This is a genomic window from Pseudomonas sp. ANT_J12 (genome assembly GCF_008370045.1).
In the GTDB taxonomy this organism is placed as follows: domain Bacteria; phylum Pseudomonadota; class Gammaproteobacteria; order Pseudomonadales; family Pseudomonadaceae; genus Aquipseudomonas.
Map to the genome: position 1 here is coordinate 625,489 of NZ_VOBN01000001.1, position 14,868 is coordinate 640,356.

General features: G+C 59.0%; 10 protein-coding genes and 3 tRNA genes. 9 read left to right on the plus strand and 4 right to left on the minus strand.

Annotation, left to right across the window (positions count from 1 at the left end; translation table 11 throughout):
* Positions 1-48: 48 nt before the first annotated feature.
* Entirely contained in the window at positions 49-1,056 is a 1,008-nt protein-coding gene (locus FQ192_RS03100) for a DUF481 domain-containing protein (RefSeq protein ID WP_149657318.1), read from the minus strand.
* Between the two features lie 164 nt (positions 1,057-1,220).
* Here FQ192_RS03100 and FQ192_RS03105 point away from each other — a divergent pair, with 164 nt between their 5' ends.
* From FQ192_RS03105 to FQ192_RS03120, 4 genes are all read left to right on the plus strand, one after another.
* On the plus strand, positions 1,221-1,574 hold the full coding sequence (locus FQ192_RS03105) for an MGMT family protein (RefSeq protein WP_149657319.1): 354 nt from the start codon (positions 1,221-1,223) through the stop codon (positions 1,572-1,574).
* 43 nt (positions 1,575-1,617) lie between these two features.
* Positions 1,618-3,177 carry an AmpG family muropeptide MFS transporter gene (locus FQ192_RS03110; RefSeq protein ID WP_149657320.1) on the plus strand — a complete coding sequence of 520 codons (1,560 nt, stop codon included), beginning with the start codon at positions 1,618-1,620 and terminating at the stop codon, positions 3,175-3,177.
* 130 nt (positions 3,178-3,307) lie between these two features.
* Positions 3,308-5,023, plus strand: a complete 1,716-nt coding sequence (locus tag FQ192_RS03115) for a proline--tRNA ligase (protein ID WP_149657321.1) — start codon at positions 3,308-3,310, stop codon at positions 5,021-5,023.
* Between the two features lie 17 nt (positions 5,024-5,040).
* The gene (locus FQ192_RS03120) at positions 5,041-5,994 is read left to right on the plus strand and encodes a hypothetical protein (RefSeq protein WP_149657322.1); all 954 of its coding nucleotides are present in this window, start codon (positions 5,041-5,043) and stop codon (positions 5,992-5,994) included.
* 124 nt (positions 5,995-6,118) lie between these two features.
* Here FQ192_RS03120 and dinB read toward each other — a convergent pair whose 3' ends face one another.
* Complete coding sequence (gene dinB, locus FQ192_RS03125) at positions 6,119-7,180, minus strand: DNA polymerase IV (protein ID WP_149657323.1); 1,062 nt, start codon at positions 7,178-7,180, stop codon at positions 6,119-6,121.
* A 300-nt stretch (positions 7,181-7,480) separates the two neighbouring features.
* On the opposite strand from dinB, the gene FQ192_RS03130 reads away from it, so the two are divergent.
* The 5 genes from FQ192_RS03130 to FQ192_RS03150 all read left to right on the plus strand — a co-directional run bounded on the left by FQ192_RS03130 (position 7,481) and on the right by FQ192_RS03150 (position 12,391).
* Positions 7,481-7,557: transfer RNA gene (locus FQ192_RS03130), tRNA-Met, on the plus strand.
* Positions 7,558-7,789: 232 nt separating this feature from the next.
* Positions 7,790-7,866: transfer RNA gene (locus FQ192_RS03135), tRNA-Met, on the plus strand.
* Between the two features lie 230 nt (positions 7,867-8,096).
* A tRNA-Met gene (locus tag FQ192_RS03140) sits at positions 8,097-8,173 on the plus strand.
* A 277-nt stretch (positions 8,174-8,450) separates the two neighbouring features.
* Positions 8,451-11,093 (plus strand): bifunctional lysylphosphatidylglycerol flippase/synthetase MprF, encoded by a 2,643-nt coding sequence (mprF, locus tag FQ192_RS03145; RefSeq protein WP_149657324.1) that lies wholly within the window; start codon positions 8,451-8,453, stop codon positions 11,091-11,093.
* Positions 11,093-12,391 carry a virulence factor family protein gene (locus FQ192_RS03150; protein ID WP_149657325.1) on the plus strand — a complete coding sequence of 433 codons (1,299 nt, stop codon included), beginning with the start codon at positions 11,093-11,095 and terminating at the stop codon, positions 12,389-12,391. Before mprF ends, FQ192_RS03150 begins: the two co-directional genes overlap by 1 nt.
* A gap of 790 nt (positions 12,392-13,181) precedes the next feature.
* On the opposite strand, the gene FQ192_RS03160 is transcribed toward FQ192_RS03150, so the two are convergent.
* Both FQ192_RS03160 and FQ192_RS03165 read right to left on the minus strand, forming a co-directional pair.
* Positions 13,182-13,880 (minus strand): hypothetical protein, encoded by a 699-nt coding sequence (locus FQ192_RS03160; RefSeq protein ID WP_149657327.1) that lies wholly within the window; start codon positions 13,878-13,880, stop codon positions 13,182-13,184.
* A gap of 1 nt (position 13,881) precedes the next feature.
* Positions 13,882-14,649, minus strand: a complete 768-nt coding sequence (locus FQ192_RS03165; protein WP_149657328.1) for a MarR family transcriptional regulator — start codon at positions 14,647-14,649, stop codon at positions 13,882-13,884.
* Positions 14,650-14,868 lie beyond the last annotated feature (219 nt).

Below are 14,868 nucleotides of genomic sequence, written 5' to 3' on the forward strand. Positions count from 1 at the left end.
TCATCGTAGGCATTGCCGAAGGCTGCGATCTTTTGATCTTTGAGCGTTTTACCAAGCCACGCCAAACCCTGCGGTATAGCGCGTCTTGTTCAAATCAGCATCATTGGTGCCGCTGATGATGTCGCGCTCGGCCTTGAGGTTAAGCGAAGCCCAGTCGGTGACTTTGTAGCGCAAACCCAATTCGGCATCGAGCGCGTAATCGGCCACGCCGGACAGCGGCTTGCCCACTTCGCCATTAGTGAAGAACTCGACCTTCTTGCCCACCAGATAGCGGTTGTAGTCCCACTTCATGGCCACGGAATAGAAGTTGTCCTTGCCGCCATCGCGGTATTCGTAATCGGTGCGGTTGAGCAGCGAACCCAGCGAGAACGCGCCCAGCTCGTTGTCCCAGAACTGATACCCCGGACCGGTACCGACCACACGCTGACGGGACAACTCTTCGACCTTGTCGCGCTTGTAGTTCACGCGACCATCCCAGTACCAGTGCTCGGTGAGGAATCGGTCAAGGGAGTACTCGGCACGCCAGTTGTCGGTGGTCACCACGTCATCCTGGAATTCGCGGTTGTACTCGCCCTCGGCCGTATGCCGCCAGCGGCCATGACGGGCCGTGGTCTTGAAGCCGATATCGTAGTCGTCGGTGTCCTTCTCGGCGCGCTGGTAATCCAGGGCCATGTCGACATTACCCTTCCAGACCAGGTCTTCGACCACCGGTTTAGGCTTGAGAATCTGCTGGATACTCGCCAACTCGACGGTTTTCGGCGCCTCGCCATTGGCCAAGGTCACCTTGCCATCTTCGGCAGCCTTCAAGGATTTGGCCTTCTCGCCGTTGTAGGCATCCTGCTTGACCAACAATTCCTGATCACTTTCCAGGGTCTTGACCTGCTTCCAGTCGATTGGAACCGCACCGGCGTATTCGGTCTGGATCAGCAGTTTGCCGCCATCGAACACGGTGATCTTGCCGCTCAATTTGTCACCGTTTTTCAACCATACGGTGTCGGCGAGCAAAGGCGTGGAAGCACTGAAGACAGCGAGGCACAACAAGGTTCTGGACAACATAAGCAGATCGAAGGCTCTGGTTTGCGAAAAAAAGTCGGCATTATCCCAAGGAACAAGGCGCTAGCAAGGACTGACCCGACTATTTCTATTGAGTTCATTTCTCAATTGCTGCTTCTGGACTTAATCTGTGGGCGCAAAATCGAATTTCTTCAGGAACTGCGGACGTGACAGACGAAACGACGGAAAACGAAAGCCCGGCGCAAATCCGACGCACGGCGCTGTACCTGACCTTGGCCCAAGTGCCCGAGGGCAAAGTGGTGAGTTATGGACAATTGGCCGAGTTGGCAGGGTTGGGGCGCGCGGCACGCTGGGTCGGGCGCACGCTGAGCCAGTTGCCCGGCGACACCAGGTTGCCTTGGCACCGCGTGCTTGGTGCCGGCGGTCGGATCAGTCTGCCGGCGGGAAGCCCATCGGGGGATGAACAACGGGCGCGTTTGCGCACCGAAGGCATTAGTATCCTGAACAATCGTGTTGATATTCAGCGTCATGGCTGGCGCCCGGTAGAGCACAGCGGTTAGAGTGCGCGCTTTGTTTCCGTAATCTTGAGGCAGACTCCAGCCCATGCCCCGTAAAACCTGGCGCGCCGCGCTCGCCGCCTATGCCAGCCCATCAACGCTTGTGCTGTTGTTGCTTGGTTTCGCCGCCGGCCTGCCCTACATGCTGGTGTTTTCGACGCTGTCGGTCTGGTTGCGCGAGGCCGGTGTGGCCCGCGAAACCATTGGCTATGCAAGCCTGATAGGCCTGGCCTACGCCTTTAAATGGGTGTGGTCCCCGCTGCTGGATCAATGGCGCCTGCCATTACTCGGCAAGCTCGGTCGACGCCGCTCCTGGCTGGTGCTGTCCCAATCGCTGGTGATCCTCGGCCTGATCGGCATGGGTTTCTGCGACCCGCAAAAGCATTTGTCCTGGTTGATCGCCATCGCGGTGATCGTGGCTTTCGCTTCGGCGACCCAGGACATTGCCGTCGACGCCTATCGCCTGGAAATCGCCGAAGACAGTCGACAGGCGGCGCTGGCCGCCAGCTACATGTCCGGTTATCGCATCGCCGCGCTGCTGGCCACCGCCGGCGCGCTGTTCTTCGCCGAAGGCTTCGGCTCCACGGGTTTCAACTACCAACACTCGGCCTGGGCCGGCACGTATGTGCTGTTCGGTGCGCTGATGATCCCCGCACTGCTGACCAGCCTGTTCATGCGCGAGCCGCCGGTGCCGTTGCGCACTCAGTTGCAGGCGGGGCGCTACAGCTTTGCGCATCAATTGGCCTCGGTGTTTGTGCTGATCGTGCTGCTGGTGTCGGTGCCGGCCATGTTCACCCAGCTCTACAACACGGATTTCGCCGCCGTGCTGTTCCAGGGCGAGAGCCTGCTCGACCTGCTGCTCGAAGACCGCGCGTTCCTGCGGGCCATCCTCTATATCACGCTGACCGCCCTGTGCCTGTCGGCCATGGGCCGCCGTGGCCTGGCGCCGGTGCTAACGCCGGTCAACGACTTCATTCTGCGCTACCGCTGGCAAGCGTTCCTGTTGCTCGGCTTGATCGCCACCTACCGGATGTCTGACACGGTCATGGGCGTGATGGCCAACGTGTTCTACATCGACCAAGGCTTCACCAAGGATCAGATCGCCAGCGTCAGCAAGATTTTCGGCCTGATCATGACCCTGGTGGGCGCCGGCATGGGCGGCCTGCTGATCGTGCGCTTCGGTATCCTGCCGATCCTGCTGATCGGCGGTATCGCCTCGGCCGGCACCAACCTGCTGTTCCTGATGCTCGCCGACATGGGCGCCAACCTGAACATGCTGATCCTGACCATTTCCCTGGACAACTTCAGCTCGGGCCTGGCGACATCGGCGTTCGTCGCGTACCTGTCGAGCCTGACCAACCTCAAGTTCTCCGCCACCCAATACGCCCTGCTCAGCTCGATCATGCTCTTGCTGCCGCGCCTGATCGGCGGCTACTCCGGGGTCATGGTGGAGAAATTCGGCTATCACAACTTCTTCCTGATCACAGCCCTGCTCGGCGTGCCGACCCTGCTGCTGATCGCGCTGCACTGGTTCCAGGAGAGCCGCAAGGCCGGCCCGACGCCGACGCCCGAACCGCTCCAGACACCGGCCGTGGAAGAGTCATAGGAAACGTCCCGAATGGCGGGAGGTTTCCCGCCATCGAGCCACACCGCCGGCCGCACTTCTGTACGTCAGCAGATCTCGCCCGTACAATGCTCCGTCATTTCTCGTCATCAGCAACCGACAACGGCCAACCATGCGCACCAGTCAATTTTTGCTTGCCACACAGAAAGAAACGCCTTCCGATGCCGTCGTAATCAGCCATCAGCTGATGCTGCGCGCCGGCATGATCCGCAAACTCGCCTCGGGCCTGTACACCTGGCTGCCCATGGGTTTGCGAGTGATGCGCAAGGTCGAAGCCGTCGTTCGTGAAGAAATGAACGCCGCCGGCTCGCTTGAAGTGTTGATGCCGAGCACTCAACCGGCTGAGCTGTGGCAGGAATCCGGGCGCTGGGAAGAATACGGCCCGGAATTGCTGCGCTTCAAGGATCGCCACGGTCGCGACTTCTGCGCCGGCCCGACCCACGAAGAAGTGATCACCGACCTAATGCGCAACGAGTTGAGCAGTTACAAACAGCTGCCAATCAACGTGTATCAGATCCAGACCAAATTCCGTGACGAAATCCGTCCACGCTTCGGTTTGATGCGCGGTCGCGAATTCATCATGAAGGACGCCTACTCCTTCCACGCCGACCAGCCGTCGCTGCAGATCACCTACGATCGCATGCACCAGGCTTACTGCAACGTGTTCACCCGTCTGGGCCTGAAGTTCCGCCCTGTTGAAGCCGACAACGGCTCCATCGGCGGTGCCGGCTCCCACGAGTTCCACGTACTGGCCGAGTCCGGCGAAGACGATATCGCCTTCAGCAACGGTTCCGACTACGCCGCGAACATCGAGAAAGCCGAAGCCGTACCGCGCGAAACCTCCCGCGCCGCTCCGGCCGAAGAGCTGCGCCTGGTCGACACCCCGAACGCCAAGACCATTGCGCAACTGGTCGAAGGCTTCAATCTGCCGATCGAAAAAACCATCAAGACCCTCGTGGTTCACGCAGAAGAGAAAGGCAAGCTGATTGCCCTGATCATCCGTGGCGACCACGAGCTGAACGAAATCAAGGCTGCCCAACAGCCAGGCGTTGCCAGCCCGCTGGTCATGGCCTCGGAAAGCGAATTGCGTGACGCGATTGGCGCCGGCGCCGGCTCCCTCGGCCCGTTGAACCTGCCGCTGCCGATCATCATCGACCGTTCGGTCGAGTTGATGAGCGACTTCGGCATTGGCGCCAACATCGACGACAAGCACTACTTCGGCGTGAACTGGGAACGTGACCTGCCGGTTCCGACCGTGGCCGACCTGCGTAACGTCGTGGCCGGCGACCCAAGCCCGGATGGCAAGGGCACCCTGGAAATCAAGCGCGGCATCGAAGTCGGGCACATCTTCCAGCTGGGCAACAAGTACAGCAAAGCGATGAAGTGCGAAGTGCTGGGCGAGAACGGCAAGCCGGTGACCCTGGAAATGGGCTGCTACGGCATTGGCGTGTCCCGCGTGGTGGCTGCGGCCATCGAGCAGAACAACGACGCCAACGGGATCATCTGGAGCGACACTCTGGCTCCCTTCCAGATTGCCCTGGTACCGCTGCGCTACGACAACGAGCAGGTTCGCGAAGCCACCGACACGCTGTACGCGCAATTGACCGCGGCAGGCTTCGAAGTGCTGCTGGACGACCGCGACAAGAAAACCAGCCCGGGCATCAAGTTCGCGGACATGGAGCTGATCGGCATTCCGCACCGGATCGTGGTCAGTGACCGCGGCCTCGCCGATGGCAATCTGGAATACAAGAGCCGCACCGAGGCCGAGGCGCAAGCCCTGCCGGTCGCTGACGTGCTGTCCTTCCTCCAGGCCCGAATCCGCCGCTGACACCAGATAGAGAAGTCATGTTCAAGCGAAACACCTTAGGCCTCGGTGGTGCCGCCCTGTGCGGCACCCTGCTGGTCAGCGGCTGTGCCAATCAGATGTCACAACGCAGCGAGCACGAGGAACGGGTCGAGCGCAAATTGCTCGATCACAGCCTGCAGATCGATGTCGGTGAGCCCAAGGTCCTTGAGCTGCCGCAACGTCGGGTGAAAATCCACGAGCAAAAGACCTTCGAAGTCACTGAGTTCGAAGTCACGCGTCACTACGACCGCTACACGCCTTACCAACCCTGGCGGGAGGTCTACGAGATCCCGCTGGGCATGGTGGCCGTGGTGGCCGGTGTCGGCGCGAACGTGGTCAACGTGTTTGCCCTCGGCAACTTGCCGGACAGCGTGACGAAGGATTGGCTGAGCTACGGTGTGGCCGGGATCAACCCGTTCATGAACGTGCAGTCTCACGGTCGTGCCCAGCAAAACCTGGCCGGCATCGACGAAGTCCAGCGCGACAAACGCACGGAATACTCGAGCCTGCCCTGGAGCGAGCGCCCGGTGCAGGTCAAGGCTGGCAAGGAAACCTTCGAGCTGACCACCGACAAAAACGGCGTATTGCGCCTGAACCTGTTGGACAGCCCGTTCGCCGAACATGACATCAATCATCTGAGCCGGCTGTTGATCACGGTCGAAGATGCCCAGGACGACGTGCACACCGACTCGTCCCTGGCGGTCAGCAGTGGCTTGCGTGGCAAGTTGCTCGAAGCCCACGGGCTGATTTACGACGACCTTGAAGACGACGAAGTGAGCCAGTGGGTACACCGGGTCAAACGCCTGTCGGAACTGGGTCTGGAAGAAGAAGCCAGCGAGCTGGAACAGAGCCTTATCGAACTGACGCGCAACGATCCTGAGCTGCAGACCGAATTCCTCAAGTCGTTGACCCGGGATGCCGGGCGACTGGTGGCGGATCCGAACCCGAATTAACAGCAGAAACTTCGCGGGCAAGCCTCGCTCCTACAGGATTTATGTCGTACGCGAAATCGCGTTCAACCTGATACCTGTAGGAGCAAGGCTTGCCCGCGATGAGACCCCAACATTCAACACCGAACTACCGCTCAAACAACTCCATCTGCTCAAACCCGCCCCGCAAATCCTCCAGCCGCACCCCGACCCCCAACAACCGCACCGGCTTGCCACCGCGATTGAACGCCTGGGTCAACAACAACTGATAGCTGCCCAGATCCCGCCCTGCCCCGGCCTGCTCCAGCGTGGTTTGGGTGAAATCGTGGAATTTCACTTTGACGAACGGCTTGCCCGGCCGATAGCTGCTATCGATCCGCGCCATGCGCCCGGCGAGGGTTTCCAGTAGCTCAGGCAGTTTATCCAGGCAACTCACCAGGTCCGGTAGATCCACGTCGTAGGTATTTTCGACGCTGATGGATTGCCGACGGTTGTCGTTGTGCACCAGCCGCTCATCGATCCCATGGGCCAGACTCCATAGTCGCTCACCGAAACTGCCGAATTCGCGCACCAGCGCCAACTTGTTCCACTCACGCAGCTGCGAACAATCAACGATGCCGAGCCTGCCGAGTTTGTCGGCGGTGACCTTGCCCACGCCGTGCAGCTTGCTCACCGGCAATCCGCTGACGAAGTCTTCCACCTGATCCGGGGTGATGACGAACAAGCCGTTGGGCTTCTTCCAGTCACTGGCGATCTTGGCCAGGAACTTGTTCGGTGCCACGCCCGCCGAGACGGTGATGTGCAACTGATTGGAGACCCGACGGCGGATGTCCTGAGCAATCCGCGTGGCGCTGCCGCCAAAATGCGCGCTGTCCGACACGTCCAGGTAGGCCTCGTCGAGGGAAAGCGGCTCGATCAGGTCGGTGTAATCGCTGAAGATCGTCTGAATTTCCTTCGACGCTTCTCTATAGGCGTCCATCCGCGGCTTGACGATGGTCAGGTCCGGGCACAGCTTCAAGGCATGCCCGGACGACATCGCCGAACGCACGCCGTAGGCCCGCGCTTCATAATTACAGGTGGCAATCACCCCACGCCGGTCCGCCGACCCGCCCACCGCCAATGGCTTACCGGCCAGGCGCGGGTCATCACGCATCTCGATGGCGGCGTAGAAACAGTCACAGTCGACGTGGATGATTTTGCGTTGGGTCATATAAAAGCGGTGTTCATGGCAAGGAAATGACGTAATGACGAGCCGGATCGGCAGTATCTCACTGGCACCTGTATATAGCACCAGTACTCTGAATGTTCTTTTCCCCCGCAGGAAAAGTACCAGTTGAATTTATTTTTTCAATCGTAAAGCCTCACCCGATAGAGCTTAAAGCCTTGCCACACCGACCTTGCAGCCAATCACCCAGCTCTAATTTCAAGCTAAGCGATTGAACGGGAAGAGGTTTTCTCTGAGTTGAAGGTTGACAGATCGCCGATCCTCTGTAGAATGCCGACACACAGACGCGGGATGGAGCAGTCTGGTAGCTCGTCGGGCTCATAACCCGAAGGTCGTCGGTTCAAATCCGGCTCCCGCAACCAAATATCAAGAAAGGCTACTCGAAAGAGTGGCCTTTTTTGTGCGCGTCGCTTTTGTAAATCCTGGATAGGAAAGAGCAGGTAACGGCTGACGGTGCAGAAACGAGAAATCGTTCCGATTCCGCAACTTAAGTCTCCCTAGCGTCCGTTCGCCGCTCAATTTACATTTATTTGACCCTATTCAGGATTAACGGTGGACACTCAGGCGTTCGCCTGTAGAATGCCGCCACACAGACGCGGGATGGAGCAGTCTGGTAGCTCGTCGGGCTCATAACCCGAAGGTCGTCGGTTCAAATCCGGCTCCCGCAACCAAACATCAAGAAAGGCTACTCGAAAGAGTGGCCTTTTTTGTGCGCGCCTCTTTTATAAATTTGAATAGAAACGAGCAAGTAACAGCTGGCGACGCAGGAACAAGAAATCGTTCCTATTCCGAAACTTAGGTCTCCCCCGCGACCGTTCGCCGCCCACTTACGCTTATTTGACCCTATTCAGGATTAACGGTTGACACTCCGTCGTTCGCCTGTAGAATGCCGCCACACAGACGCGGGATGGAGCAGTCTGGTAGCTCGTCGGGCTCATAACCCGAAGGTCGTCGGTTCAAATCCGGCTCCCGCAACCAAACATCAAAAAAGGCTGCTCGAAAGAGTGGCCTTTTTTGTATCTGTTGAAAAAGTCCTTTCGCAACAATGATCTGTCACTGTGCAGTGAACCGTTCAGGATCACCGAGGCTCTGAGTTCAGACTATGCTCTGTGCCAGGCAGGCCCTCTACGACCGATGACGCGCCATCGCCTCGAACCGGCGAGAAGCGTTAATATTTGTGATTATTTTTTTCTACAGGGATTGGTAACTTGGCTCGATACCTCCATCCTGTCGCGCACAATCCAAGAGGTGATTGATGCGCGCCAACTCGTCTGATCCACAAGACACCGTCACAGCGACACAACCTATCAAGGCCGAGCGTTTGCGCCTGCTTGATCTGGTCAGCAAATACCGCCAACCCATCGGTCTTGCGGTCACCTTGCTGTTGTTCGCTATCGCGCTGATTGCCTGTCGCCATTTATTAAGCGAACTCGATCTGTATGCGCTCCACGATTCGATCCTGGACGTGCCAAAACCGGCATTGATTGGCGCACTGGGCGCGACCATCGTCGGCTTCATTATTCTGCTGGGCTACGAATGGTCCGCCAGCCGCTACGCCGGCGTAACCCTGGCGCCACGCACCCTGGCCCTGGGCGGCTTCACCGCGTTTGCCATCGGCAATGCCATTGGCCTGTCGATGCTGTCGGGCGGTTCGGTTCGCTACCGTCTATATGCACGTCATGGCCTCGGGGCTGCGGACGTTGCGCACATGACGCTGTTCGCCAGCCTCTCCCTGGGCTGCGCCCTGCCCCCGCTGGCGGCACTGGCGACCCTGAGCAACCTGCCCGCCGCCTCCGCCGCACTGGGCCTCTCGGAGACCTTGCTGGGCGTGATTGCCGCCGCGGTGTTGCTGCTCACGACCGCACTGGTCGTCGGCATCTATCGCCGTCGCCTGCCAGAGCAGCCTTACCCGGATAATCTGCTGGTCAAGGCTGGACGCCGCACCCTGCGCCTGCCGGGCCGTCGTTTGACGCTTCTGCAACTGGTGATTACTGCCCTGGACGTGGCCGCCGCCGCGACCGTGCTTTATCTGTTGCTGCCGGAAGCCCCACCCTTCGGCGCCTTCCTGCTGATCTATCTGCTGGCCCTGGCCGCTGGCGTGCTCAGCCATGTGCCCGGCGGTGTCGGGGTGTTCGAAGCCATTCTGCTGGCCGCGTTCGCTGACACCCTCGGCGCTGCACCACTGGCCGCTGCGCTTCTACTGTATCGCCTGATTTATGTGGTGCTGCCGCTGCTGGTGGCCTGCGTGTTCCTGCTGATCAACGAAGGCCAACGGTTGTTCCAGTCCCGGCAGTCACTGCGGGCGGCCTCAGGTTTGGCGGCACCGATTCTGGCGCTGCTGGTGTTCCTGTCCGGCGTGGTGCTGCTGTTCTCCGGCGCGACCCCGGAAATCGACACGCGCCTGGAGCACATCGGCTTCCTGATTCCGCATCGCCTGGTGGATGCCTCGCACTTCGGCGCCAGCCTGATCGGCGTGCTGTGCCTGTTGCTGGCCCAGGGTCTGCGTCGTCGCCTGTCGGCCGCGTGGATGCTGACCACCATTCTGTTGCTGGTCGGCGCCCTGCTCTCGCTGCTCAAGGGTTTCGACTGGGAAGAAGCTTGCCTGATGACTCTGACGGCGAGCCTGCTCGGGGTGTTCCGCCGCTCGTTCTATCGCGCCAGTCGCCTGACCGAACTGCCGTTCTCGCCGCTGTATCTTGTCGCCAGCCTGTGCGTGCTCGGCGCGTCGATCTGGCTGCTGCTGTTTGCCTATCAGGACGTTCCGTATAGCCATCAACTCTGGTGGCAGTTCACCCTCGACGCCGACGCGCCCCGTGGTTTGCGTTCGCTGTTGGGCGCTGCGGTGTTGCTGGTGGTGGTGTCCCTGACCTGGCTGCTGCGCACCGCACGCCCGATCATTCACCTGCCGACGCAGGACGAACTGGATCGCGCGGTAAAGATCCTCATGGCTTCGTCGCAACCCGACGGTGGTCTCGCCCTGACCGGTGACAAGGCGCTGCTGTTTCACCCCAATGATGAGGCGTTCCTGATGTACGCCCGCCGTGGCCGCAGCCTCGTGGCGCTGTACGACCCGATCGGCCCGACCCAGCAACGGGCGGAGATGATCTGGCAGTTCCGCGACCTCTGCGACATCCATCATGCCCGTCCGGTCTTCTATCAAGTGCGCGCCGAGAACCTGCCGTACTACATGGACATCGGCCTGACCGCGATCAAGCTTGGCGAAGAAGCCCGGGTCGATCTGCTTCGCTTTGATCTCGAAGCCAAGGGCAAAGAGATGAAAGACCTGCGCTACACCTGGAACCGTGGCACCCGTGACGGCCTGTCGCTGGAGATCCATGAGCCGGGCCACGCGCCGATGGATGAGCTGAAGGTGATTTCCGATGCCTGGCTGACCGGCAAGAACGTGCGCGAGAAAGGCTTCTCCCTCGGCCGTTTCAGCGATGACTACCTCAAGCATTTCCGCGTCGCGGTGATTCGTTTCGAAGGACGCCCGGTGGCGTTCGCCAACCTGCTCGAGACCTACGGCCATGACTTGGCCAGCCTTGACCTGATGCGCGCACACCCGGACGCCCCGAAGCTGACCATGGAGTTCATGATGGTCGGCCTGATTCAACATTATAAAAATCATGGATACGCCAAGTTCAGCCTGGGCATGGTGCCGCTGTCGGGTCTACAACCCCGTCGCGGCGCACCACTGACCCAGCGCCTGGGCTCGATGGTCTTCCGCCGTGGTGAGCAGCTCTACAACTTCCAAGGCTTGCGCCGCTTCAAAGACAAATTCCAGCCTGACTGGGAACCCCGTTATATGGCCGTGCCCGCCGGACTCGATCCGCTGGTTGCCCTGGCCGATACTGCTGCCCTGATTGCGGGCGGCTTGACTGGATTGGTGAAACGCTGATGATTCAACGCTCCTTGCGGTACGTACTGGCCACACTGGTCGTGTTGGCCCTGATTGTCGGTGGCGGCTACTGGTACATGAAACGCCCGGCACCCGAACCGACCCTCGAACAGCTGACGCCGGCTGATGGCGCCGCCATGACCCGGGTTATTCCGGGCACTACGCCAAAAGCCCAGGTGCTGGTGGCGGTCACGGCTGAACAAAAGCTCAGTGATCAACAACTGAAAACCCTGAGCCGCAGCGCGTCGGCGCAGATCGTCCAGGTCATCCTGCCCAAAGACTGCCTGCTGCAAAGCCGCGCCCTGCAATCCGGCCTGCGGGAACTGAAAGGCCCGGCGACCCTGGTCAGCGGCATCGGCCCTGGCGCCGTGCTGGCCTGGCGCTGGTTGTCCGAGCAGAAAAACGACAAGGCCCAGGCCGTTTCGGTGGACCTGGCCCTGGAAAAACCCGGTTGCACCCACCTGCTGCCAAAAAGCGCCGCCCACGGCCATTGGCTGGTGGCCTGGAACGACAACCCGGATGACGCCAGTGCGGGCTTCGTGCGTGATCAACCGAACGCCGAAACCAGCATCAGCGACTACGACATCAACCTGCCGCAAGTGCTGAACAACGAACTGCGCAAGATCCTCGTCGGTGGCGACAAAGCCGCGGGCGGCCTGCAGATTCCGGTCGTCGAAGTCCCGGCTGGCCAGGCCAAGGACACCGTGACCCTGTTCCTGTCCGGTGATGGCGGCTGGCGCGACCTCGACCGCGACGTGGCGGGCGAGATGGCCAAGATCGGCTACCCGGTGGTCGGCATCGACACCCTGCGCTACTACTGGCAGCACAAGAGCCCGGAACAAAGCGCCCTGGACCTCGCCGAGCTGATGCAGCACTACCGCCAGAAATGGGGCACCAAGCGCTTCATCCTGACCGGTTACTCGTTCGGTGCCGACGTCCTGCCAGCAATTTACAACCGCCTGGCGGAATCGGAACAGCAACGGGTCGACGCCATCATCCTGCTCGCCTTCGCCCGCACCGGCAGCTTCGAAATCGAAGTCGAAGGCTGGCTCGGCAACGCCGGCAAAGAAGCCGCCACCGGCCCGGAAATGGCCAAGCTGCCTGCCGACAAAGTGGTGTGTATCTACGGCGAAGAAGAAGTCGACGAGAGCGGCTGCACAGACAAGACCGCTGTCGGCGAAGCCATAAAACTACCTGGCGGCCATCACTTCGACGAGAACTACCCGGCGCTGGCACAGCGCTTGGTGGACATCATCGTCAAGCGTCAGGCCAAGGAAGAGGCGACGGCGCAGGAGTGATCTGAGCCCCCGCCGAATAAAAAGCCCCCGCAGCTTGATGGTTGCGGGGGCTTTTTTACATGTACTGATTTGAAGCAACTCCAGCTAGCCGGACTTTATGCAGATCATCTGTATTTCCAAGGCTAAAGCTGAACATCTATCCACGTTACGTCATCTTCAACAGCGATAAAGTCGCTATCCGGTGCTGACAACAACCTGCTTTGCTGCGACTCCGTTAACTCGGCCCAGAAGCCATCGGTTACGAACACAAGTCGCTCACCGACGGCCAATGGGAGAGATACAAAGTCAGGGTCCGGGGCACGATTAACCTTCATGCATCGAGTTACCCGATTTCGAGCAGGATCTTGCGCCAGCTCCCGGTGCGAACGGTCGCGCCTCCAATTAGCTTTACAGTGGGGCGGTGTAATCCATTCGATTGAGCCTGTCGGAGTCACTACACCGCACGAACAGTCACCCTCATACGCAAGTGTGAGCTTCCCACGAGCAGCGAAACCGATCAGGTAACACACGCTCCCCGTCTGGCCCGCAAACAACGTGGAGTGAAGCTCGGCCAGCACTGAACCAAGTAACAGCTCAACAGCTCCGTGCTTAGTGATATCGCCTCCCTGATCCATGTGTTTCGGGTAGGCCGCTAAAACACCTTTTACGAAGCATTCCGCTAACTGGCCGCTGCCGGGCAGCGACGTACCATCCGTGACGACGAACAGCCCTCTGTCACCATCACAGATAGCGCCAGCAGAATCATGATTGGCTTGCCTGGCCCGTCCGATTACTGACCTGGTGTTGTATCTCATGCGTTGCCCAGATCTTTCATACGCCTGTGAATGATTCGCCCTCTATTCGGATTAGCCTGCACCGAGCCCGAACTTTCAATTACGTAGTCGATATCCCTGAGCATCACGAGCTCTCGAATTGCAGACGTGATGAATGCCTTGAGCTCAGGCTCGGCTTGGCGGACCTCTTCCAAAAGTTCTGTACGACCATCAATCAAGATAAGGATATCTTCGACGTCCTTGTGGTAAGGATCGCCCCCACCGCGACCGCTGAAAGCCTCTAGTTTCGTGGCAAGAAAGTAGGTCGGTTTGAATATCTGGATGACTACCCCACTAGGCAATGTAAATTTATCGGCCCTCGCCAGCCCCTCCACGAACCAACGGTTGGAATATCCCAGAACAGCGGGATCAGAAGGCATCACGTCAACAACGACGTCGTTGAAGCGGAAACGACAGTTGACTTCGTCTTCACCAGTGATCTTGAAGTTCTTGGCCGCCAGACGTTCTATGAGGTGTTGCCAAGCGCTAATGCCTGCCAGCTCGATCACCAAGTCAACATCATCAGTGAAACGAATGTCGTCCAGCACAGCCGCATCCGTGACCAGCATGGCTGTTGTGCAACCGCCGACAAAAGCCACCTCAGTCAGAAACGCCTCCCCCAAGCCGTCTGCAACAAATTCTATGAGCTCGTAGTTGTGATCAGAGTTTGATGACATGTTATTTCAGCCCCATCCCTGCCTTCAGAATGTTAATCGCCACGCCACACTCTCGCGGGCCACCAAGGCGGATCGCATCAGCCAGCGCAAGATAGTGATAAAGGGTTCTGTCGCGCTTCACCGCTTCCGGCACCGTCTTGTAGAGCGGCTCTATCGCTTGACCTCGCTCAGTTCCAAGTGCATCCGGCCAAACCGGAATCAACCCGCCAGCGCTCTTGATGCTTTTGGACAGCGCTGGTGCGGCGAAGCCTGTTGGAATGCCGCGAACCATTGCGCCCGGCTTCACAGGGAAAAAGTATTTCAGAGCGTGCTCGGTGATTTTAAGCAGCTCTCGCCGATTAACTTTTGCAAGTCCGGTGTCGTAGTCATTGGTGAGCAATCCTGACTCACGACACCTGGCTATTGAATTGGAAACCTCGCTTTTGCTGAGTCCAAGTGACGCAGACAACGCCCGCAACGAGTAGCCTTCACTCCAGCTCGCCAGTGGCGCAGAAGGGACAGGCTCCGACCACCCCTCCCACCCCTCTTCGTCATCCGTGGATGAATGGTATTCCCGACGGTGGAATACAGTTTCTTCACTGTCAGCGGGGTAGGAGACTAGCGGTTGCCCCACTCGCCCACCTGCTGTCATTCGGCTTAACTGCAGGGGCTTCAGTAATTCCTCAACCGTGTTCGAATTCGACTCAGACTCCATCCTCCCAAAGAGGTTTTCTTCCTGAGCGTGTAGGCTCGCCATCTTGAACAAAAGCAAAATATCTTGACTCTTCATGGAGCTAGAAACCTCAAGTGTCCACATTCCATAAAACGTGGACACTTGTCTCATTACAAATATTGAATAGTCAAGTACTTTCGATTTTTCTCATTCGCCTGCTACAACGAAAAAAACTACGACTTGTAAAATCACTTGCCACGCTACTTTCATTTACTGAACGGTGTCGCAATATCAGATGACGCCGACAGACCTCGTAGGCAAACTCCGAATCGTGGT